The organism is Streptomyces koelreuteriae, from assembly GCF_018604545.1.
In the GTDB taxonomy this organism is placed as follows: domain Bacteria; phylum Actinomycetota; class Actinomycetes; order Streptomycetales; family Streptomycetaceae; genus Streptomyces; species Streptomyces koelreuteriae.
Genome location: NZ_CP075896.1, coordinates 2,042,760 through 2,065,831, shown reverse-complemented (window position 1 = coordinate 2,065,831; position 23,072 = coordinate 2,042,760). Strand labels below are relative to the sequence as shown.

General features: G+C 66.4%; 8 protein-coding genes, 1 tRNA gene and 3 rRNA genes. 11 read left to right on the top strand and 1 reads right to left on the bottom strand.

What is annotated here, in order from left to right:
- Nucleotides 1-45 precede the first annotated feature (45 nt).
- The 7 genes from dapA to KJK29_RS08975 all read left to right on the top strand — a co-directional run bounded on the left by dapA (nucleotide 46) and on the right by KJK29_RS08975 (nucleotide 9,382).
- Nucleotides 46-945: a 4-hydroxy-tetrahydrodipicolinate synthase gene (gene dapA, locus KJK29_RS09005; RefSeq protein ID WP_215118189.1), complete on the top strand. Its 900-nt coding sequence runs from the start codon at nucleotides 46-48 to the stop codon at nucleotides 943-945.
- A 156-nt stretch (nucleotides 946-1,101) separates the two neighbouring features.
- Nucleotides 1,102-2,787 carry a ribonuclease J gene (locus KJK29_RS09000; protein ID WP_215118188.1) on the top strand — a complete coding sequence of 562 codons (1,686 nt, stop codon included), beginning with the start codon at nucleotides 1,102-1,104 and terminating at the stop codon, nucleotides 2,785-2,787.
- A gap of 502 nt (nucleotides 2,788-3,289) precedes the next feature.
- Nucleotides 3,290-4,814, top strand: a 16S ribosomal RNA gene (locus KJK29_RS08995).
- 313 nt (nucleotides 4,815-5,127) lie between these two features.
- Nucleotides 5,128-8,248 (top strand): 23S ribosomal RNA (locus tag KJK29_RS08990).
- Between the two features lie 92 nt (nucleotides 8,249-8,340).
- Nucleotides 8,341-8,457, top strand: a 5S ribosomal RNA gene (rrf, locus tag KJK29_RS08985).
- The 16S, 23S and 5S rRNA genes sit together here, the layout of an rRNA operon.
- A 114-nt stretch (nucleotides 8,458-8,571) precedes the next feature.
- The gene (locus KJK29_RS08980) at nucleotides 8,572-9,234 is read left to right on the top strand and encodes a DegT/DnrJ/EryC1/StrS family aminotransferase (RefSeq protein ID WP_215124212.1); all 663 of its coding nucleotides are present in this window, start codon (nucleotides 8,572-8,574) and stop codon (nucleotides 9,232-9,234) included.
- A gap of 72 nt (nucleotides 9,235-9,306) precedes the next feature.
- Nucleotides 9,307-9,382, top strand: a tRNA-Thr gene (locus tag KJK29_RS08975).
- A 43-nt stretch (nucleotides 9,383-9,425) separates the two neighbouring features.
- On the opposite strand, the gene KJK29_RS08970 is transcribed toward KJK29_RS08975, so the two are convergent.
- The gene (locus KJK29_RS08970; protein WP_215118187.1) at nucleotides 9,426-12,179 is read right to left on the bottom strand and encodes a SpoIIE family protein phosphatase; all 2,754 of its coding nucleotides are present in this window, start codon (nucleotides 12,177-12,179) and stop codon (nucleotides 9,426-9,428) included.
- A 378-nt stretch (nucleotides 12,180-12,557) separates the two neighbouring features.
- On the opposite strand from KJK29_RS08970, the gene KJK29_RS08965 reads away from it, so the two are divergent.
- From KJK29_RS08965 to KJK29_RS08950, 4 genes are all read left to right on the top strand, one after another.
- Complete coding sequence (locus KJK29_RS08965) at nucleotides 12,558-18,050, top strand: HAMP domain-containing protein (protein WP_215118186.1); 5,493 nt, start codon at nucleotides 12,558-12,560, stop codon at nucleotides 18,048-18,050.
- Between the two features lie 307 nt (nucleotides 18,051-18,357).
- The gene (locus KJK29_RS08960; RefSeq protein WP_215118185.1) at nucleotides 18,358-19,038 is read left to right on the top strand and encodes a response regulator; all 681 of its coding nucleotides are present in this window, start codon (nucleotides 18,358-18,360) and stop codon (nucleotides 19,036-19,038) included.
- 127 nt (nucleotides 19,039-19,165) lie between these two features.
- On the top strand, nucleotides 19,166-21,925 hold the full coding sequence (locus tag KJK29_RS08955) for a DNA translocase FtsK (protein WP_215118184.1): 2,760 nt from the start codon (nucleotides 19,166-19,168) through the stop codon (nucleotides 21,923-21,925).
- A 260-nt stretch (nucleotides 21,926-22,185) separates the two neighbouring features.
- Nucleotides 22,186-23,034: a helix-turn-helix domain-containing protein gene (locus tag KJK29_RS08950; RefSeq protein WP_215118183.1), complete on the top strand. Its 849-nt coding sequence runs from the start codon at nucleotides 22,186-22,188 to the stop codon at nucleotides 23,032-23,034.
- Nucleotides 23,035-23,072 lie beyond the last annotated feature (38 nt).

Sequence of the window (23,072 nt, the reverse complement as noted above, 5' to 3'; positions counted from 1 at the left end):
CCCCTAGGGCAGACCCGGTCCTGAGCAACGAGTAGCGTGTAACCCATGGCTCCGACCTCCACTCCGCAGACCCCCTTCGGGCGGGTCCTCACCGCCATGGTCACGCCCTTCACGGCGGACGGCGCACTCGACCTCGACGGCGCGCAGCGGCTCGCCACCCACCTGGTGGACGCAGGCAACGACGGCCTGGTCATCAACGGGACCACCGGCGAGTCCCCGACCACCAGCGACGCGGAGAAAGCGGATCTCGTACGGGCGGTCCTGGAAGCGGTCGGCGACCGCGCTTACGTCGTGGCCGGCGTCGGCACCAACGACACCCACCACAGCATCCAACTGGCCCGCGCGGCGGAGCGCACCGGCGCACACGGCCTGCTCGTCGTGACGCCGTACTACAACAAGCCCCCGCAAGAGGGCCTCTACCGGCACTTCACGGCCATCGCCGACGCCGCCGGCCTGCCGGTCATGCTCTACGACATCCCCGGCCGCAGCGGCGTCCCGATCAACACCGAGACGCTCGTCCGCCTCGCCGAGCACCCGCGCATCGTCGCCAACAAGGACGCCAAGGGCGACCTCGGCCGCGCGAGCTGGGCCATCGCCACCTCCGGCCTCGCCTGGTACTCCGGCGACGACATGCTGAACCTCCCGCTGCTCTCCGTCGGCGCCGTCGGCTTCGTCTCGGTCGTCGGCCACGTGGTCACCCCCGAGCTGCGCGCCCTGGTCGAGGCGTACACCTCCGGTGACGTCCAGAAGGCCACCGAGATCCACCAGAAGCTGCTCCCCGTCTACACGGGCATGTTCCGCACCCAGGGCGTGATGACGACCAAGGCGGCGCTCGCCCTGAAGGGCCTGCCCGCCGGGCCCCTGCGCGCCCCCATGGTCGAGTGCGCGCCCGAAGAGATCGAGCAACTCAAGATCGATCTTGCCGCCGGCGGGGTACAGCTCTGACATCAGACTTCGCGCGGGACCCCCGCGCGCGTGCTTCACAACTGAATAAGCGGGCCACCGGTGCCCGCGCACCCCACACAGACAACTGCATCTGCACGAACGTCATGCGCGCCACGTGCCCTACCGGTACGTGGCGCGTGTGGTGAGGAGAGTCTTTTGAGTCATCCGCATCCCGAACTCGGCCCGCCCCCGCCGCTCCCCGACGGCGGCCTGCGCGTCACCCCGCTCGGCGGTCTCGGTGAGATCGGCCGCAACATGACGGTCTTCGAATACGGCGGCCGCCTGCTGATCGTCGACTGCGGAGTGCTCTTCCCCGAGGAGGAGCAGCCCGGAATCGACCTGATCCTGCCGGACTTCTCGTCCATCAGGGACCGCCTCGACGACATCGAGGGCATCGTCCTCACGCACGGCCACGAGGACCACATCGGCGCCGTTCCCTTCCTCCTGCGCGAGAAGCCGGACATCCCGCTGATCGGCTCCAAGCTGACCCTCGCCCTCATCGAGGCCAAGCTCCAGGAGCACCGCATCCGTCCGTACACCCTCGAGGTGGCGGAAGGGCACCGCGAGCGCATCGGCCCCTTCGACTGCGAGTTCGTCGCGGTCAACCACTCCATCCCGGACGCGCTGGCCGTGGCCATCCGCACCCCGGCGGGCATGGTCGTCCACACGGGCGACTTCAAGATGGACCAGCTCCCGCTGGACAACCGTCTGACGGACCTGCACGCGTTCGCACGTCTGAGCGAGGAAGGGATCGACCTCCTCCTCTCCGACTCGACGAACGCCGAGGTCCCGGGGTTCGTCCCGCCCGAGCGGGACATCTCCAACGTCCTGCACCAGGTCTTCGGGAACGCCCGCAAGCGGATCATCGTGGCGAGCTTTGCCAGCCACATCCACCGCATCCAGCAGATCCTGGACGCGGCCAACGAATACGGCCGCAGGGTCGCCTTCGTCGGCCGCTCGATGGTCCGCAACATGGGCATCGCGCGGGACCTGGGCTATCTGAAGGTCCCGCCGGGCCTGGTGGTCGACGTCAAGACGCTCGACGACCTTCCCGACCGCGAGGTGGTCCTGGTCTGCACGGGCTCCCAGGGCGAACCGATGGCGGCCCTGTCCCGCATGGCCAACAGGGACCACCAGATCCGGATCGTCCAGGGCGACACGGTGATCCTGGCGTCGTCCCTGATCCCCGGCAACGAGAACGCGGTCTACCGCGTGATCAACGGCCTCACCCGCTGGGGCGCCAACGTGGTCCACAAGGGCAACGCCAAGGTCCACGTCTCCGGCCACGCGTCCGCGGGCGAGCTGCTGTACTTCTACAACATCTGCCGCCCGAAGAACCTGATGCCGGTGCACGGCGAATGGCGCCACCTGCGCGCCAACGCCGAACTGGGCGCCCTGACCGGCGTCCCGCACGACCGCATCGTCATCGCCGAGGACGGCGTGGTCGTCGACCTCATCGAGGGCAAGGCGAAGATCTCCGGCAAGGTCCAGGCGGGCTATGTCTACGTCGACGGCCTCTCCGTCGGGGACGTGGGCGAGCCGGCCCTCAAGGACCGCAAGATCCTCGGCGACGAGGGCATCATCTCGGTCTTCGTGGTCATCGACTCCTCCACCGGGAAGATCACCGGCGGCCCGCACATCCAGGCCCGCGGTTCCGGCATCGAGGACTCGGCCTTCGGCGACGTGGCCCCCCGGATCACGGAGGTGCTCGAACGCTCCGCCCAGGACGGCGTGGTCGAACCCCACCAGCTCCAGCAGCTCGTTCGCCGCACGCTGGGCAAGTGGGTCTCGGACAACTACCGGCGCCGGCCGATGATCCTGCCTGTGGTCGTGGACGTCTGACGGGCCGTCGGGCCCGAGCGGGCGCCAACTGGGAGCGGGGCTCCTCGATTTGCATCGAGGAGCCCCGCTCCAGTAGGTTTACAACTCCTCCCGACGGGGCACCCGGCCAACTCAGCGCCGGGGATCATGCTTCGGCCGAGGGAGGGGAAATCCGACTCAGGAACTTCTGATAAAGTCGGAACCGCCGGAAAGGGAAACGCGAAAGCGAGAACCTGGAAAGCACCGAGGAAATCGGATCGGAAAGATCTGATAGAGTCGGAAACGCAAGACCGAAGGGAAGCGCCCGGAGGAAAGCCTGAGAGGGTGAGTACAAAGGAAGCGACCGTTCCTTGAGAACTCAACAGCGTGCCAAAAGTCAACGCCAGATATGTTGATACCCCGTCTCCAGCATTCGCTGGGACGAGGTTCCTTTGAAAAAACACAGCGAGGACGCTGTGAACGGTCGGGCCTATTCCGCCTGACTGTTCCGCTCTCGTGGTGTCGACCGGATTACCGGTACACATTCACGGAGAGTTTGATCCTGGCTCAGGACGAACGCTGGCGGCGTGCTTAACACATGCAAGTCGAACGATGAAGCCCTTCGGGGTGGATTAGTGGCGAACGGGTGAGTAACACGTGGGCAATCTGCCCTTCACTCTGGGACAAGCCCTGGAAACGGGGTCTAATACCGGATAACATCTCCACTCTCCTGAGTGGAGGTTAAAAGCTCCGGCGGTGAAGGATGAGCCCGCGGCCTATCAGCTTGTTGGTGAGGTAATGGCTCACCAAGGCGACGACGGGTAGCCGGTCCGAGAGGGCGACCGGCCACACTGGGACTGAGACACGGCCCAGACTCCTACGGGAGGCAGCAGTGGGGAATATTGCACAATGGGCGAAAGCCTGATGCAGCGACGCCGCGTGAGGGATGACGGCCTTCGGGTTGTAAACCTCTTTCAGCAGGGAAGAAGCGAAAGTGACGGTACCTGCAGAAGAAGCGCCGGCTAACTACGTGCCAGCAGCCGCGGTAATACGTAGGGCGCGAGCGTTGTCCGGAATTATTGGGCGTAAAGAGCTCGTAGGCGGCTTGTCACGTCGGTTGTGAAAGCCCGGGGCTTAACCCCGGGTCTGCAGTCGATACGGGCAGGCTAGAGTTCGGTAGGGGAGATCGGAATTCCTGGTGTAGCGGTGAAATGCGCAGATATCAGGAGGAACACCGGTGGCGAAGGCGGATCTCTGGGCCGATACTGACGCTGAGGAGCGAAAGCGTGGGGAGCGAACAGGATTAGATACCCTGGTAGTCCACGCCGTAAACGGTGGGCACTAGGTGTGGGCAACATTCCACGTTGTCCGTGCCGCAGCTAACGCATTAAGTGCCCCGCCTGGGGAGTACGGCCGCAAGGCTAAAACTCAAAGGAATTGACGGGGGCCCGCACAAGCGGCGGAGCATGTGGCTTAATTCGACGCAACGCGAAGAACCTTACCAAGGCTTGACATACACCGGAAACGTCTGGAGACAGGCGCCCCCTTGTGGTCGGTGTACAGGTGGTGCATGGCTGTCGTCAGCTCGTGTCGTGAGATGTTGGGTTAAGTCCCGCAACGAGCGCAACCCTTGTCCCGTGTTGCCAGCAGGCCCTTGTGGTGCTGGGGACTCACGGGAGACCGCCGGGGTCAACTCGGAGGAAGGTGGGGACGACGTCAAGTCATCATGCCCCTTATGTCTTGGGCTGCACACGTGCTACAATGGCCGGTACAATGAGCTGCGATACCGCGAGGTGGAGCGAATCTCAAAAAGCCGGTCTCAGTTCGGATTGGGGTCTGCAACTCGACCCCATGAAGTCGGAGTCGCTAGTAATCGCAGATCAGCATTGCTGCGGTGAATACGTTCCCGGGCCTTGTACACACCGCCCGTCACGTCACGAAAGTCGGTAACACCCGAAGCCGGTGGCCCAACCCCTTGTGGGAGGGAGCTGTCGAAGGTGGGACTGGCGATTGGGACGAAGTCGTAACAAGGTAGCCGTACCGGAAGGTGCGGCTGGATCACCTCCTTTCTAAGGAGCACTTCTTACCGATCCCCTCGGGGTGAGGTCAGAGGCCAGTACATCAGCGAACGTCTGATGCTGGTTGCTCATGGGTGGAACGTTGACTATTCGGCCGGATTCTTGGGTCGGAGGCTGCTAGTACTGCTCCCTTTGGGGGCGTGGAACGCTGATCTTCGGACGGGAGCCGGCCGGGCACGCTGTTGGGTGTCTGAGGGAACGAACTTTTCCTCAGTCGCCGGCCCCAGTGAACTCACCTGGTAAGGGTGGGGTGATGGGTGGCTGGTCGTTGTTTGAGAACTGCACAGTGGACGCGAGCATCTGTGGCCAAGTTTTTAAGGGCGCACGGTGGATGCCTTGGCACCAGGAACCGATGAAGGACGTGGGAGGCCACGATAGTCCCCGGGGAGTCGTCAACCAGGCTTTGATCCGGGGGTTTCCGAATGGGGAAACCCGGCAGTCGTCATGGGCTGTCACCCGCTGCTGAACACATAGGCAGTGTGGAGGGAACGCGGGGAAGTGAAACATCTCAGTACCCGCAGGAAGAGAAAACAACCGTGATTCCGGGAGTAGTGGCGAGCGAAACCGGATGAGGCCAAACCGTATGCGTGTGAGACCCGGCAGGGGTTGCGTATACGGGGTTGTGGGATCTCTCTTCTGTCGTCTGCCGGCGACAGGACGAGTCAGAAACCGTTGATGTAGGCGAAGGACATGCGAAAGGTCCGGCGTAGAGGGTAAGACCCCCGTAGTCGAAACGTCAGCGGCTCGTTTGAGAGACACCCAAGTAGCACGGGGCCCGAGAAATCCCGTGTGAATCTGGCGGGACCACCCGCTAAGCCTAAATATTCCCTGGTGACCGATAGCGGATAGTACCGTGAGGGAATGGTGAAAAGTACCGCGGGAGCGGAGTGAAATAGTACCTGAAACCGTGTGCCTACAAGCCGTGGGAGCGTCGGATGGAAGCTTGCTTCCATCTCGTGACTGCGTGCCTTTTGAAGAATGAGCCTGCGAGTTTGCGGTGTGTTGCGAGGTTAACCCGGGTGGGGAAGCCGTAGCGAAAGCGAGTCCGAACAGGGCGATTCAGTAGCACGCTCAAGACCCGAAGCGGAGTGATCTAGCCATGGGCAGGTTGAAGCGGAGGTAAGACTTCGTGGAGGACCGAACCCACCAGGGTTGAAAACCTGGGGGATGACCTGTGGTTAGGGGTGAAAGGCCAATCAAACTCCGTGATAGCTGGTTCTCCCCGAAATGCATTTAGGTGCAGCGTCGTGTGTTTCTTGCCGGAGGTAGAGCACTGGATAGGCGATGGGCCCTACCGGGTTACTGACCTTAGCCAAACTCCGAATGCCGGTAAGTGAGAGCGCGGCAGTGAGACTGTGGGGGATAAGCTCCATGGTCGAGAGGGAAACAGCCCAGAGCATCGACTAAGGCCCCTAAGCGTACGCTAAGTGGGAAAGGATGTGGAGTCGCAGAGACAACCAGGAGGTTGGCTTAGAAGCAGCCACCCTTGAAAGAGTGCGTAATAGCTCACTGGTCTAGTGATTCCGCGCCGACAATGTAGCGGGGCTCAAGCGTACCGCCGAAGTCGTGTCATTGCAGCAATAAGCCCCAACGGGTGCTGTGATGGGTAGGGGAGCGTCGTCTGCCGGGTGAAGCAGCCGCGTAAGCGAGTTGTGGACGGTTGACGAGTGAGAATGCAGGCATGAGTAGCGATTCACACGTGAGAAACGTGTGCGCCGATTGACTAAGGGTTCCTGGGTCAAGCTGATCTGCCCAGGGTAAGTCGGGACCTAAGGCGAGGCCGACAGGCGTAGTCGATGGATAACCGGTTGATATTCCGGTACCCGCTGTGAAGCGTCAAACATCGAATCCAGTGATGCTAAGCCCGTGAAGCCGTTCCGGACCCTTCGGGGAAAGGAAAGTGGTGGAGCCGGTGACCCAAGTTGGTAGTAGGTGAGTGATGGGGTGACGCAGGAAGGTAGTCCATCCCGGGCGGTGGTTGTCCCGGGGTAAGGGTGTAGGCCGTGCGATAGGTAAATCCGTCGCACACAAGGCTGAGACCTGATGCCGAGCCGATTGTGGTGAAGTGGATGATCCTATGCTGTCGAGAAAAGCCTCTAGCGAGTTTCATGGCGGCCCGTACCCTAAACCGACTCAGGTGGTCAGGTAGAGAATACCGAGGCGTTCGGGTGAACTATGGTTAAGGAACTCGGCAAAATGCCCCCGTAACTTCGGGAGAAGGGGGGCCACATCCGGTGATGAGCTTCGCGCTCTGAGCTGGGGGTGGCCGCAGAGACCAGCGAGAAGCGACTGTTTACTAAAAACACAGGTCCGTGCGAAGCCGTAAGGCGATGTATACGGACTGACGCCTGCCCGGTGCTGGAACGTTAAGGGGACCGGTTAGTCACTCTTCGGGGTGGCGAAGCTGAGAACTTAAGCGCCAGTAAACGGCGGTGGTAACTATAACCATCCTAAGGTAGCGAAATTCCTTGTCGGGTAAGTTCCGACCTGCACGAATGGCGTAACGACTTCTCGACTGTCTCAACCATAGGCCCGGTGAAATTGCACTACGAGTAAAGATGCTCGTTTCGCGCAGCAGGACGGAAAGACCCCGGGACCTTTACTACAGTTTGATATTGGTGTTCGGTTCGGCTTGTGTAGGATAGCTGGGAGACTTTGAAACTCGCACGCCAGTGTGGGTGGAGTCGTCGTTGAAATACCAGTCTGGTCGTGCTGGATGTCTAACCTGGGTCCGTGATCCGGATCAGGGACAGTGTCTGATGGGTAGTTTAACTGGGGCGGTTGCCTCCTAAAGAGTAACGGAGGCGCCCAAAGGTTCCCTCAGCCTGGTTGGCAATCAGGTGTTGAGTGTAAGTGCACAAGGGAGCTTGACTGTGAGACCGACGGGTCGAGCAGGGACGAAAGTCGGGACTAGTGATCCGGCGGTGGCTTGTGGAAGCGCCGTCGCTCAACGGATAAAAGGTACCCCGGGGATAACAGGCTGATCTTCCCCAAGAGTCCATATCGACGGGATGGTTTGGCACCTCGATGTCGGCTCGTCGCATCCTGGGGCTGGAGTCGGTCCCAAGGGTTGGGCTGTTCGCCCATTAAAGCGGTACGCGAGCTGGGTTTAGAACGTCGTGAGACAGTTCGGTCCCTATCCGCTGTGCGCGTAGGAATATTGAGAAGGGCTGTCCCTAGTACGAGAGGACCGGGACGGACGAACCTCTGGTGTGCCAGTTGTTCTGCCAAGGGCATGGCTGGTTGGCTACGTTCGGGAGGGATAACCGCTGAAAGCATCTAAGCGGGAAGCCTGCTTCGAGATGAGTATTCCCACCTCCTTGAGAGGGTAAGGCTCCCAGTAGACGACTGGGTTGATAGGCCGGATATGGAAGCACGGTAACGTGTGGAGTTGACCGGTACTAATAGGCCGAGGGCTTGTCCTCAGTTGCTCGCGTCCACTGTGTTGGTTCTGAAACCACGAACAGCCCCATACCCAGGTCACGGTATGGTGCGGCAGTTTACAGTTTCATAGTGTTTCGGTGGTTTTAGCGTTAGGGAAACGCCCGGTTACATTCCGAACCCGGAAGCTAAGCCTTTCAGCGCCGATGGTACTGCAGGGGGGACCCTGTGGGAGAGTAGGACGCCGCCGAACAATCATTCAAAGGGCCGGTCCCGTAACTTTGGTTACGGGACCGGCCCTTTTTTGTTCCGCGTCACTTGAAGTTCACGTTGCGCGCTCAGCATCCAAAGCATGGGTACTGCTGCAATGCTCAGGGCCGCCGGAGTCGGACTCGGTGACGAGGTCGTCGTGCCGGCCTTCGGGAACGTCGAGGTCGCCGAGGCCGTTGCCATGGCCGGGGCGATGCCGGTGTTCGCCGACATAGATCCTGCCACCTACTGCCTCGACGCCGTCGCTGTGGAAGCGGCGGTAACTCCGCGCACCGCGGCCGTGGTTGTCGTGCACCGCTTCGGACGGCTCGCCGACCTCGCGCGGCTGCACACGCTGGGAGCGCGGCACGGACTGCTCGTGCTGGAACAAGGAGAGTCCGAGGCGCCGTACGACGAGATAGCGCAGCGCAGGGAGCGTGCCGGCTATCTCCACGCGAAGCTGAGGGGAGTGCGGACACCGGACGACGGTGACGGGCACACCTACCAGCAGTACGTCGTTCGGGTTCCGGGTAACGGGCGACCGGACCGGGATGCCTTCGCACGGGCCGTGCGGGCCAAGGGAGTTGAATGCCGGGTGCCGGTGAAGACCCCCGTGCATCGGCTGCCCGAATTCCGGCGGTGTGTTTCTCTCCCGGAGACGGAGCGAGCCGCCGACGAGACGCTCGCGCTGCCCGTCGACGCGACGTTGACCAAGCGGGACATGCAGCGCATAGTCTCCGCGTGCAACGCCCTCGGAGGGCTGCTGCAGCCCGCCTTCTGACGTGGTTGGGAGCACGGGTCTGTTCGGGGTATGATCTATTCCGTTGCCGCGCGGGAAACCGCAAGGCGACAGGCCCCTATAGCTCAGTCGGTAGAGCGTCTCCATGGTAAGGAGAAGGTCAGCGGTTCGATTCCGCTTGGGGGCTCCAGCAGAAAAGGCCCCACCCTAACGGGTGGGGCCTTTTCCCTGTCCTAGTCCTTGTGGAGGCCCGGGACGCGCATGGCCAGGATCGCCATGTCGTCGGACGGGGCGTCCGACGCGAAGCGTTCCACCGCGCGCATGATGCGGGCCGCGACCGCTCCGGCCGTCAGGCCCGTGCAGGTCGTGAGGACGTCGGCGAGGCCGTCGTCGCCCAGCATGCGGGCGCCTTCGCGGCGTTCGGTGACGCCGTCCGTGACGCACAGGAGGACATCGCCCGGGTCGAGGGTGACCGTCTGCTCGTAGAGCTCCAGGTCCTCGATGACGCCGAGGAGCGGCTGGGGTTCGGCCGCAGGTTCGACAGAGCCGTCCTGGCGCAGGCGCAGCGGGAGGGGGTGGCCGGCGCAGACGACCTTCAGCTCGGCGCTGCCGTCCTCCTGGGGCCGCATCTCGCCGTAGAGGAGGGTGAGGAAGCGGCTGCGGGCGCCCTCGTCGAGGATGGCGGAGTTGAGGCGCTCCAGGACCGCCGGGCCGCTGAGGCCCTCGCGGGCCAGGAGGCGCAGGGCGTGGCGGGCCAGGCCGGTGACCGCGGCGGCGTTCGGGCCCGTACCGCATACGTCGCCGATGGCGAAGCCGTAGGCGCCGTCGCTGATGGGGAAGACGTCGTAGAAGTCGCCGCCGACCTCGTTGCCCTCGCCCGCCGCGCGGTAGATGACCTCGACCTCGACGCCCGCGATCACCGGGAGCTCGGGGGGCAGGAGGCTGCGCTGGAGGGACTGGCTGATCGCCGTGCGCTCCGAGTAGAGGCGGGCGTTGTCCAGGGCCAGGGCGGCCCGGCGGGAGAGGTCCTCGGCGAGTTCCAGGATCTCCTGGCGGAAGTGCTCGTCGGTCGGCTTGCCGAGGGTCAGCATGCCGATGACGCGGTTGCGGGCGACCAGCGGCAGGACGACCGTCTCGCCGCCGACGGCGGAGGCCGTGGCGAGGGTCGGGCCGATGCCGGGGGTGACCTGGTGGGTGGGGCCGCCGCTGAGGCCGAGGCTGCGCATGGAGCTGCGCAGGGCCGCCTGGTGGGCCACCTCGCCGGGGGCCGTCCAGACGCGGGCGCCGGGGGTGGGGACCGGGTCGGGCGGGGGGACCTTCGACAGCAGGGACTTGATGCCGTCGATGAGTTCCTCGTCCTCGTGCAGGACGTACGAGAGGTACGGCTCGGAGGCCTGGTCGGCGATCGTGTAGACGGCGCACCAGGTGGCGAGGGTCGGGACCGTCATCTGGGCCATCAGGGCCAGGGTCTGGTCGCGGTCCAGGGTGCCGGCCAGCAGGTCGGACGCCTCGACCAGGAAGCTCAGGGAGCCGCGGCGCAGGCGTTCCAGTTCGCCGAGGCGGGCCGATTCGACGGCGAGGGCGATGCGGTCGGCGGCGAACTGGAGGCGCAGCGCCTCCTCGTTGGAGTATCTGCCGGGGGACTCGGCGGCGACACCGAGGGAGCCTGTGAGGCGGCCCTCCACCTTCAGGGGGACGGTGACGACCGAGCGCATGCCCGTGCTGTTCAGCAGGGGCACGGCTCCGGGGACCGCTGTCAGGTCGTCGTGGACGGCCGGCATACGGGCCGAGCCGTAGCGGCCGGGGCCCGCCTCGACGGGGACGCGGGCGAAGCGCTGGCGGGCGGAGGGCAGGCCCGTGGAGGCGCGGACCTCCAGTTCCGTCTCGTCGTCCGTGGCCAGCAGGAGGAAGGCAGAGTCGCCGTCGAGCATGTCGCGGGCGCGTTCCACCGTGCGCTGGAGGAGGCCGTCGAGGTCGTCCGGGGCGGGGGAGCCGATGAACACCTCGAAGGGGTCGGTGCTCTGGCCCTCGGAGGTGGTCGAGGTGTCCGAGGCGGGACCGCGCAGAGGCGTCTGCAGAACGGCCCTTTCGTGGTCCCTCACGAGGAGGCACACGGTTGACGGCTCGCCGCCGGTGTCGCGGACGCGCAGGTGGGAGGCGTAGACCGGGGTGACGCGGCCGGTGGCGGCACGGATGCCGTAACTGCCCTCCCAGCGGGAGAGTTGGAGCGCCTCGGCGATGCCCGTGCTGGTGCCCGGGGTGTGCGGCCAGGCCGCGAGGTCGGTCAGGGGCTTGCCGGTGACCTGCTCGGCGGGGTAGCCGAAGAGTTCCTCGGCGTCCTCGCTCCAGGCGCTGATGTGGCCGGTGCGGTCGATCTGGACGACGGCCACGCGGACCCGGCCGTCGGCCAGGGGGAGGAGGTCGGCGGGGAGGGCAGGACCGGCCGCTCGGGTGCCGACCGCGCGTGCGGGCAGGTCGAGTTGGAACCAGACGGTTTTGTGCGTGGGGGTGTACTCGACGCCCCAGCGGCCGGCGAGGGCGGCGCAGAGCTGGAGGCCGCGGCCGCCCTCGCGGTCGGGGCTGCCCATGTTGATGGCCGTGCCCTGGAGCGGGATCTCCCGCTCGGGGTACCGGTCGGCCACCTCGATGCGCACGCCCTCGTCGCTGCGCAGGCACAGCAGGTCGGCCGATGTGCCGGCGTGGACCACGGCGTTGGTCACCAGTTCGCTCGTGAGAACCACGGCGTCGTCGACGATGTCGGCGAAGCCCCAGCCCTGGAGGGTGTCGCGAACGAAGGAGCGGGCGCTCGCGACCGAGCGCCCGACGGGCTCGAAACTGGCGGCCGCGCGCGCGGTGATCACAGAACTCCTTGACCGGTTCTCGACGTGCTGGGCTGCGGGGCCGACCGGCTCGCGCCGCTGTTGCGGCAGGCTGCCCGTCGGCCGGGGGTCCGGGGGCTGTCCCCCCGGGATCAGTCCGGTGGTCATGTGTGCGGCCGCCCCTCCGATGCCCGCTCGTCTTCGTGCCACCGCCCAGGCCGGACGGACCGGCGCGGCTGGACAGCCGGATGCAAGGTTACTTACCTTCGCGGTCCATTCGGATGCCGGTCTGCAGTGTTTCCGTCCGGAGGGTGTGCGGACGATGTGCGAAGCTGCCGAACTGTTATGGCCTGGTTCGGCCAGGGTGAAACACTGGGCAAGCTTCTTGTGAAGGTCCGGGCAGGCTGAGTGCCCAGGGCGTACGGCGGGCAGCAGCCCTCTGGCAAGCGCCTGATATGCAGGGCAGAGAATACGCAGTAGTAACTGGTACGCCGAGCGCGGTACCCGAGCACAGCAGTGACGGTCGACCCCTGCGGGAGGGACACAGTGGAGTCTGGCGCAGCGACGCGTGGCACGAAGACGCGCGCGAAAGGCGGACAGTCCCCGAGCAACCAGGGCAAACAGTCCCCGGGTAACCAGGGCAAAACGCGCAATGGCACCACCGAGGTGGATACGGCGGCCCTGAACCGTCTGATGGCGGCCCTGGTGTCGATGCGGGACGGGAACTTCCGCAAGCGGCTCACGGTGTCCGGGGACGGCGTGATGGCCGAGATCGCGGCGGTCTTCAACGAGGTGGCCGACCGGAATCTGCATCTGACGGGCGAGGTGGCCCGGGTGCGGCGGATGGTGGGCCGTGAGGGCAAGCTGACCGAGCGGCTGGAGACCGGGGCCTGCGAGGGCTCCTGGTCGACGGCGATCGACAACTCGAACGCCCTGGTGGACGACCTGGTGCGGCCGGTTTCCGAGGTCAGCCGGGTGCTGTCCGCGGTGGCCGAGGGTGATCTGTCGCCGCGTATGGAGTTGCGGACGCAGGCCCCGGACGGGAACGGGCATCCGCTGCGCGGCGAGTTCCTGAAGGTCGGGCGGACGGTCAACAACCTGGTCGACCAGCTCTCGACGTTCACCGACGAGGTCACGCGTGTGGCCAGTGAGGTGGGCACCGAGGGCAAGCTGGGCGGGCAGGCACGTGTGCGTGGCATGTCGGGTTCGTGGCGGGATCTCACGGATTCCGTCAACACCATGGCGTACCGGCTGACGGCCCAGGTGAGGGACATCGCGCTGGTGACGACGGCGGTCGCCAAGGGTGATCTGTCCCGGAAGGTCACGGTCCAGGTGGCCGGCGAGATGCTGGAGCTGAAGAACACCGTCAACACGATGGTGGACCAGCTGTCGGCGTTCTCCTCCGAGGTGACCCGGGTGGCCCGTGAGGTGGGCACCGAGGGCGCGCTGGGCGGGCAGGCACAGGTGCCCGGGGTCGACGGTGTGTGGAAGGAACTCACCGATTCGGTGAACACCATGGCCGGGAACCTCACGGCCCAGGTGCGTGGGATCGCGGAGGTCACGACGGCGGTCGCCAACGGTGATCTGTCGCGGAAGGTGACCGTGCCGGCGCGCGGCGAGGTCGCGCAGCTGGCCGAGACGATCAACCAGATGACCGAGACGCTGCGGATCTTCGCGGACGAGGTCACGCGTGTGGCCAACGAGGTCGGAGCGGAGGGGCGGCTCGGCGGCCAGGCGAATGTGCCGGGTGCGGCGGGAACGTGGAAGGACCTCACCGATTCGGTGAACACGGTCTTCCGGAATCTGACCACGCAGGTGCGAGACATCGCCGCCGTGACGACGGCCGTCGCCAATGGTGATCTGTCGCAGAAGGTCACGGTCGACGTGGCCGGCGAGATGCTGGAGCTGAAGAACACCGTCAACACGATGGTCGATCAGCTGTCGGCCTTCGGTGCCGAAGTGACGCGTGTGGCACGTGAGATCGGTGTCGAGGGTGAGCTGGGCGGCCAGGCGCAGGTGCCGGGCGCGGCCGGTACGTGGAAGGACCTGACGGACTCCGTCAACACGGCGTTCAGGAATCTCACCGGACAGGTGAGGAACATCGCCCAGGTGACGACGGCGGTGGCCAACGGCGACCTCTCGCAGAAGGTCACGGTCGACGTCTCCGGCGAGATGCTCAAGCTGAAGAACACCGTGAACACGATGGTGGACCAGCTGTCGAGCTTCGCCGACCAGGTGACCCGGATGGCCAGGGACGTGGGCACGGAGGGCCGGCTCGGCGGTCAGGCCCGGGTGGACGGCGTGTCGGGCACGTGGAAGGAGCTCACGGACTCCGTCAACTCGATGGCCGGGAACCTGACCTCTCAGGTGCGCAACATCGCGCAGGTCACGACGGCCGTGGCGCGGGGCGACCTGTCGCAGAAGATCGACGTCGACGCGCGCGGGGAGATCCTCGAGCTGAAGAACACCATCAACACGATGGTCGACCAGCTCTCGGCCTTCGCCGACCAGGTGACCCGGGTCGCGCGTGAGGTGGGTACGGACGGCCGGCTGGGCGGTCAGGCGCAGGTGCCCGGCGTCGCCGGTGTGTGGCGCGACCTGACCGACTCCGTGAACGGCATGGCGTCCAACCTGACCGGCCAGGTGCGCAACATCGCGCAGGTGGCCACGGCGGTGGCCCGGGGTGACCTGTCGCAGAAGATCACCGTGGACGCGCGCGGGGAGATCCTCGAGCTGAAGAACACCCTGAACACGATGGTGGACCAGCTCTCCTCCTTCGCCGAAGAGGTCACGCGTGTGGCCCGCGAGGTGGGTACCGAGGGCATCCTGGGCGGTCAGGCCGAGGTGCAGGGTGTCTCCGGCACCTGGAAGGACCTCACCCAGTCCGTGAACGGCATGGCGAACAACCTGACCATCCAGGTGCGCAACATCGCCGAGGTCACGACCGCGGTCGCCCGGGGCGATCTGTCGAAGAAGATCACCGTCGACGCCAAGGGCGAGATCCTCGAGCTGGTCACCACCGTCAACACGATGGTGGACCAGCTCTCCTCCTTCGCCGAGCAGGTGACCCGGGTGGCCCGTGAGGTGGGCACCGAGGGCATCCTGGGCGGCCAGGCGCACGTGCCGGGTGTCACGGGCATCTGGAAGGACCTGAGTGACAACGTCAACCTGATGGCCAAGAACCTCACCACGCAGGTGCGGAACATCTCCCAGGTCTCGGCGGCGGTCGCCAACGGCGACCTGACACGGCAGGTCACCATCGAGGCGCGCGGTGAGGTCGCGCAGCTCGCCGACACCATCAACACGATGGTGAAGACCCTGAGTTCGTTCGCCGAGCAGGTCACCAAGGTGGCCCGCGAGGTGGGCACGGACGGCATCCTCGGCGGTCAGGCGCATGTGCCGGGTGTGGCCGGTACGTGGAAGGACCTGACCGAGTCCGTGAACGGCATGGCGTCCAACCTCACCGGCCAGGTGCGCAACATCGCCATGGTGACCACGGCCATCGCCAAGGGTGACCTGACGAAGAAGATCGACATCGACGCCCGCGGCGAGATCCTGGAGCTGAAGACGACCATCAACACGATGGTCGACCAGCTGTCGTCCTTCGCCGAGGAGGTCACGCGTGTGGCCCGCGAGGTGGGCACGGAAGGGCAGCTCGGCGGGCAGGCACGCGTGCGTGACGTCGACGGGACGTGGCGCGACCTGACCGAGTCCGTGAACGAGATGGCCGGGAACCTCACCCGGCAGGTGCGTGCCATCGCGCGCGTGGCGACCGCGGTGACCCGTGGCGACCTGAACCTGAAGATCGACGTGGACGCGTCCGGGGAGATCCAGGAGCTCCAGGACTACATCAACAAGATGATCGCCAACCTGCGCGACACCACGATCGCCAACAAGGAGCAGGACTGGCTCAAGGGCAACCTGGCCCGGATCTCGGCGCTGATGCAGGGCCGGCGCGACCTGGAGGACGTGGCCTCGCTGATCATGAGCGAGCTGACGCCGGTGGTGTCCGCGCAGCACGGCGCGTTCTTCCTGGCGATGCCGCTCGTCGACGGCGAGGACAAGAACCCCGCGGGCGACGACCAGTACGAGCTGCGCATGCTCGGCTCGTACGGCTACTCGATGGGCTCCATGCCGACGTCGTTCCAGCCCGGTGAGGCGCTCATCGGGACGGCCGCCACGGAAAAGCGCACGATCCTCGTGGAGAACGCGCCCAGCGGCTATCTGAGGATCTCCTCGGGGCTCGGCGAGGCACCGCCCGCGCAGGTGATCGTGCTGCCGGTGCTGTTCGAGGGCAAGGTGCTCGGGGTCATCGAGTTGGCCTCCTTCACTCCCTTTACGCAGATCCAGAAGGATTTCCTCAACCAGATCGCCGAGATGATCGCGACGAGCGTCAACACCATCTCGGTCAACACCAAGACCGAGCTGCTGCTGGCGCAGTCGCAGGAACTGACCGAGCAACTGCGCGAGCGGTCGGCGGAGTTGGAGCAGCGGCAGAAGGCCCTCCAGGCGTCCAACGCCGAGCTGGAGGAGAAGGCCGAGCTGCTGGCCCAGCAGAACCGCGACATCGAGGTGAAGAACACCGAGATCGAGGAGGCGCGGCAGGTCCTGGAGGAGCGCGCCGAGCAGCTCGCGGTGTCGATGCGCTACAAGAGCGAGTTCCTGGCGAACATGTCGCACGAGCTGCGTACGCCGCTCAACTCGCTGCTGATCCTGGCCAAGCTGCTCGCCGACAACGCCGAGGGGAACCTCTCCCCGAAGCAGGTCGAGTTCGCCGAGACCATCCACGGGGCCGGTTCCGACCTGCTCCAGCTCATCAACGACATCCTCGACCTGTCGAAGGTCGAGGCGGGCAAGATGGACGTCTCCCCGACGCGTATCGCGCTCGTACAGCTCGTGGACTACGTGGAGGCCACGTTCCGCCCGCTGACCGCGGAGAAGGGCCTGGACCTGTCGGTGCGGGTCTCGCCGGAGCTGCCCGCCACGCTGCACACCGACGAGCAGCGGCTGCTGCAGGTGCTGCGCAACCTGCTGTCGAATGCGGTGAAGTTCACCGATTCGGGGTCGGTGGAGCTGGTCATCAGGCCGGCGCGGGACGACGTGCCGCAGCGGATCCGGGAGCAGCTGCTGGAGACCGGGTCGCTGACCGACCCGGACGCCGAGCTGATCGCGTTCTCCGTGACGGACACCGGGATCGGTATCGCCTCCAGCAAGATGCGGGTGATCTTCGAGGCGTTCAAGCAGGCCGACGGCACGACCAGCCGCAAGTACGGCGGTACGGGCCTCGGGCTGTCCATCTCGCGGGAGATCGCCCAGCTGCTCGGCGGTGAGATTTACGCGCAGAGCGAGACGGGCCGTGGCTCGACCTTCACGCTGTATCTGCCGCTGCACCCCAGCGAACTGCCGCCGCAGGGCTACCAGCAGCAGCTTCCCGCCCTGGAGGCCGGTGACCTGATGTCGTCGCCCGACCTGTCGGAGCTGTCCGAGGTGGAGGTCGACACTCCGGCGGAGGTGAAGTCGTACCGGGACACGCAGAACGGACCGGCGGCCCTGTTCCGGCGGCGCCGCAGGATGCCCGAACTGGAGGCGCGTCCCGCGCCGCCGGAGCAGTGGGCGCCCTCCGAGCAGGAACTGGCGCCGAAGACGCAGCGCGGCATCCGATTCGGGGGCCAGAAGGTCCTCATCGTCGACGACGACATCCGCAACGTCTTCGCCCTGACCAGTGTCCTGGAGCAGCACGGCCTGTCCGTGCTGTACGCCGAGAACGGCCGTGAGGGCATCGAGGTGCTGGAGCAGCACGACGATGTGGCGGTCGTCCTGATGGACATCATGATGCCCGAGATGGACGGGTACGCGACGACCACGGCGATCCGCAGGATGCCGCAGTTCGCCGGGCTGCCGATCATCGCGCTGACGGCGAAGGCCATGAAGGGCGACCGGGAGAAGGCGATCGAGTCGGGTGCCTCCGACTACGTCACGAAGCCGGTCGACCCCGATCACCTGCTGACGGTGATGGATCAGTGGATGCGAGGGGAATGAGGGGAACGTCGGGGCGTCGCGCAACCGTGCGGGGAAGGTTCGGTGTTCACGCGGAGTTGCCGACTCGATGTGCGCATAGTCGTGTAGAAGTACAAGATCTGGGGAACCTTCTGGTCTCCTGCTGCGTTTCCGCTACGTGCACAGTGACATCACGGTGACAGGGTGTGGCGACAGGCAGGGTGCGGCTACGATGACCGGCACAAGGACGGGCGACGTAAGGGAGTCGTCCCCTGGGGCGGCACCGACCGGTGCGTCCCCAGGTCCTGCGGACAGGGGAGGCCCCACGCCGGGGCGAGGAGGGCGGGCCATGGTGCAGAAGGCCAAGATCCTCCTGGTCGATGACCGGCCGGAGAATCTGCTGGCGCTGGAGGCGATCCTCTCTGCGCTCGATCAGACGCTGGTGCGGGCATCGTCCGGGGAGGAAGCACTCAAAGCGCTGCTCACGGACGACTTCGCGGTCATTCTGCTGGACGTCCAGATGCCGGGCATGGACGGCTTCGAGACAGCGGCGCACATCAAACGGCGTGAGCGGACGCGGGACATCCCGATCATCTTCCTCACGGCGATCAACCACGGCCCGCACCACACCTTCCGGGGTTACGCGGCGGGCGCGGTCGACTACATCTCCAAGCCGTTCGACCCGTGGGTGCTGCGCGCGAAGGTCTCCGTCTTCGTCGAGCTGTACATGAAGAACTGCCAGCTGCGTGAGCAGGCGTCGCTGCTGCGGCTCCAGTTGGAGGGCGGCGACAAGAGCGCGGGCGGCGAGGCCAAGGAGTCGGCCGGGCTGCTCGCGGAGCTCTCGGCGCGGCTCGCGGCCGTCGAGGAACAGGCCGAGGCGCTGACCAAGCAGCTGAACGACGAGTCGACGGACGCGGCCGCGGTGGCCACGGCGGCTCATCTGGAGCGCAAGCTCACCGGGTTGCGGCGGGCGCTGGACGCCCTGGAGCCGGGCACCGGGAGCACGCCTTCGGTGTCCTCGCAGAACTGACGCGCGGGCGGGCGTGGTTGCCCGTCCATGAACGCGCGTCAGTTTCGCGCCTCTCCCGGAGCGACACGAACGGGTGAAGCCGTAGGCACACGTGTCCCCTGCCGTCTCCACCGGTAACCTCACACCCATGGCCTCACGTTCCTCCGCAGCCAAGAAGCCGCCCGCGAAGAAGGCGGCCGCTTCAGCGAAGGCTCCGGCGAAGAAGGCCGTTGCCAAAAAGGCTCCCGCGAAGAAGCCGCCCGCCAAGAAGGCCGCGGCGAAGAAGCCCGCGCCCAAACCGGCACCCAGCCCGACCGGGGGCATCTACCGGCTCGTGCGGGCCGTGTGGCTCGGCGTCGCGCATGCCGTCGGTGCCGTCTTCCGCGGCATAGGGCAGGGCGCCAGGAACCTCGACCCGGCGCACCGCAAGGACGGGGTCGCACTGCTGCTGCTCGGCATCGCGCTGATCGTCGCCGCTGGCACCTGGGCCGATCTGAAGGGCCCCGTGGGCGATCTGGTCGAGATCCTGGTGACGGGCGCCTTCGGCCGGCTCGACCTGCTCGTGCCGATACTGCTCGCGGTCGTCGCCGTGCGGTTCATCCGCCACCCGGAGAAGCCCGAGGCCAACGGACGCATCGTCATCGGCCTGTCCGCGCTCGTCATCGGCGTGCTCGGCCAGGTCCACATCGCCTGCGGCTCGCCCGCGCGCGGCGCAGGCATGCAGGCCATAAGGGACGCCGGTGGGCTCATCGGCTGGGCCATGGCGACGCCGCTGTCGTACGCCATGGGCCATGTGCTCGCCGTGCCGCTGCTCGTGCTGCTGACGATCTTCGGGCTGCTGGTCGTCACGGCCACTCCCGTCAACGCCATTCCGCAGCGGCTGCGGCTGCTCGGGGTGCGGCTCGGGATCGTCCGCGACCCGGCCGAGGACGAGTTCGACGAGGACGACGAGCGCTACGAGGAGCAGTGGCGGGAGGCGCTGCCCGCCCGGCCGCGCGGCCGGCGCACGCCGGCGCCCGCGGAGTACGACCCCGACACCGCCGAGCAGGAGGCCCTTTCCCGGCGCCGCGGCCGTCCCCGGCGGTCCGCCGTGCCGCAGCCCGACATGAACCGGCCCATGGACGCGGTGGACGTCGCCGCCGCGGCCGCCGCCGCGCTCGACGGTGCCGTCATGCACGGGATGCCGCCCTCGCCGATCGTCGCCGACCTCACCCAGGGCGTGACGGTGGGGGACCGCGAGGCGACCACGCCGACGCCCGTCCCGGCCGCGCGCCCCCAGCAGGACAAGGGCAAGCCCAAGCAGGACAAGCTTCTCAAGCAGGACGAGCCCGAGCGGGAGAAGCCGAAGGCGGGCGTCCGGGACCTCACCAAGGCCCCGCCCTCCGAGCCCCGCGACCTGCCCGCGCGCGCGGAGCAACTGCAGCTCTCCGGTGACATCACCTACTCCCTGCCGTCGCTCGACCTGCTGACGCGCGGCGGCCCGGGCAAGGCCCGCAGCGCCGCCAACGACGCCGTCGTCCAGTCGCTCACCACCGTCTTCACCGAGTTCAAGGTGGACGCCAGTGTCACCGGCTTCACCCGCGGACCGACGGTCACGCGCTACGAGGTCGAGCTCGGCCCCGCCGTGAAGGTCGAGCGGATCACCGCGCTGACCAAGAACATCGCCTACGCCGTCGCCTCCCCGGACGTGCGGATCATCAGCCCGATCCCTGGCAAGTCCGCGGTCGGCATCGAGATCCCGAACACCGACCGGGAGATGGTCAACCTCGGTGACGTACTCCGTCTGGCGGAATCCGCGGAGGACGACGACCCGATGCTGGTCGCCTTCGGCAAGGACGTCGAGGGCGGCTACGTCATGCACTCGCTGGCGAAGATGCCGCACATGCTGGTCGCCGGTGCCACCGGCTCCGGCAAGTCCTCGTGCATCAACTGCCTGATCACCTCGGTCATGATGCGGGCGACCCCCGAGGACGTCCGGATGATCCTCGTCGACCCCAAGCGGGTCGAGCTGACCGCCTACGAGGGCATCCCGCACCTGATCACGCCGATCATCACCAACCCCAAGCGGGCCGCCGAGGCGCTCCAGTGGGTCGTACGCGAGATGGACCTGCGCTACGACGACCTGGCGGCCTACGGGTACCGGCACATCGACGACTTCAACCGGGCCGTGCGCGAGGGCAAGGCCAAGCCGCCCGAGGGCAGCGAGCGGGAGCTTCAGCCGTATCCGTATCTGCTGGTCATCGTGGACGAGCTCGCCGACCTGATGATGGTGGCGCCGAGGGACGTCGAGGACGCGATCGTGCGCATCACCCAGCTCGCGCGCGCGGCCGGCATCCACCTGGTGCTCGCCACGCAGCGGCCGTCGGTCGATGTCGTCACCGGTCTGATCAAGGCGAACGTGCCCTCGCGGCTCGCCTTCGCCACCTCGTCGCTGGCGGACTCGCGCGTCATCCTCGACCAGGCGGGCGCCGAGAAGCTCATCGGCAAGGGCGACGGGCTGTTCCTGCCGATGGGAGCCAGCAAGCCGACCCGTATGCAGGGCGCCTTCGTGACCGAGGAGGAGATCGCGGGCGTCGTCCAGCACTGCAAGGACCAGATGGCGCCCGTCTTCCGGGACGACGTCACCGTCGGCACCAAGCAGAAGAAGGAGATCGACGAGGACATCGGCGACGACCTCGACCTGCTGTGCCAGGCCGCCGAACTGGTCGTCTCCACGCAGTTCGGGTCGACGTCCATGCTCCAGCGCAAACTGCGCGTCGGCTTCGCCAAGGCAGGGCGGCTGATGGACCTGATGGAGTCCCGGAACATCGTCGGACCGAGCGAGGGTTCCAAGGCACGTGACGTTCTTGTGAAGCCTGATGAGCTGGATGGCGTGCTCGCGCTGATCCGGGGGGAGTCTGAAGGGTAGGGAAACGGGACACGGTCGCCTCCCGGGGCCTGTACGGCAACCGGTGGCCGGATCGTGACTCACCCGTTAGGGATCATTGAGCAACCGTTTCCCTCCGGCGTACGTCAAGTTGAGGGAGGCGAAAAGGACCGACCCCACCATCGGAATGTCGGGCCATTCCGATGGCGTACAAAGTGACTCCGCCCGGTTGCCCCACCCTTTCCTACCCCCCCTAGACTGAACCTCCAGCACAGGCGGCTACACGCTCGAAAGGCGCCCCCGTGTCCATCGGCAACTCCCCTGAAGACGAGCGTCCGTTCGAAGACGAGCGCGTCGAAGACGACCGCGAGGAAGCCCGCCCCTCCATCGGCCGTGTCCTGCAGCAGGCGCGTATCGCCGCCGGACTGACCGTCGACGACATCAGTAGCGCCACCCGGGTCCGCATGAACATCGTGCACGCCATCGAGGCCGACGACTTCACCGCCTGCGGCGGCGACGTCTACGCCCGAGGGCACATCAGGACCCTGGCCAAGGCCGTCCACCTCGACCCCGCGCCGCTGCTCGCCCAGTACGGCGACACCCACGGCGGCCGTCCGGCGCCGACCCCGGCAGCTCCCCTGTTCGAGGCGGAACGCATCCGCCCGGAGCGGCGGGGGCCCAACTGGACCGCGGCCATGGTCGCCGCGATCGTCGTCGTGATCGGTTTCGTCGGATTCACCATGTTCCAGGGCGGCGACGACGGCGCCGACGGGGCCAATGTGGCCGACGGCTCCACGCCCGGTGCGTCCGTCTCCCCGACCACCAAGTCCAAGAAGCCCGCCGACCCCAAGCCCAAGCCCTCCGACAGTGCCATCGCGGCCGCGCCCCAGGACAAGGTGACGGTCCGGGTGGCCGCCGCCGACGGCCGCAGCTGGATCGCCGCCAAGGACCACAACGGCCGGATGCTCTTCGACGGTGTCCTCAAGCAGGGCGATTCCAAGACCTTCCAGGACAGCTCGAAGGTGCACCTCGTCCTCGGGGACGCCGGCGCGATCGACCTCTTCGTCAACGGCAAGAAGATCGAGGACGACTTCCAGCCCGGCTCCGTGGAACGTCTCACCTACACGAAGGGCGACCCCGAGGCCGGGTGACCGCGCCCGAGGGGTGCTCGACGTACGGGGTTGGCCGG

Coding starts and splice junctions, on each gene's coding strand:
- dapA (WP_215118189.1), top strand. CDS start 46: ATGGCTCCGACCTCCACTCCGCAGACCCCCTTCGGGCGGGTCCTCACC.
- KJK29_RS08980 (WP_215124212.1), top strand. CDS start 8,572: ATGCTCAGGGCCGCCGGAGTCGGACTCGGTGACGAGGTCGTCGTGCCG.
- KJK29_RS08970 (WP_215118187.1), bottom strand. CDS start 12,179: ATGACCACCGGACTGATCCCGGGGGGACAGCCCCCGGACCCCCGGCCG.
- KJK29_RS08960 (WP_215118185.1), top strand. CDS start 18,358: ATGGTGCAGAAGGCCAAGATCCTCCTGGTCGATGACCGGCCGGAGAAT.
- KJK29_RS08955 (WP_215118184.1), top strand. CDS start 19,166: ATGGCCTCACGTTCCTCCGCAGCCAAGAAGCCGCCCGCGAAGAAGGCG.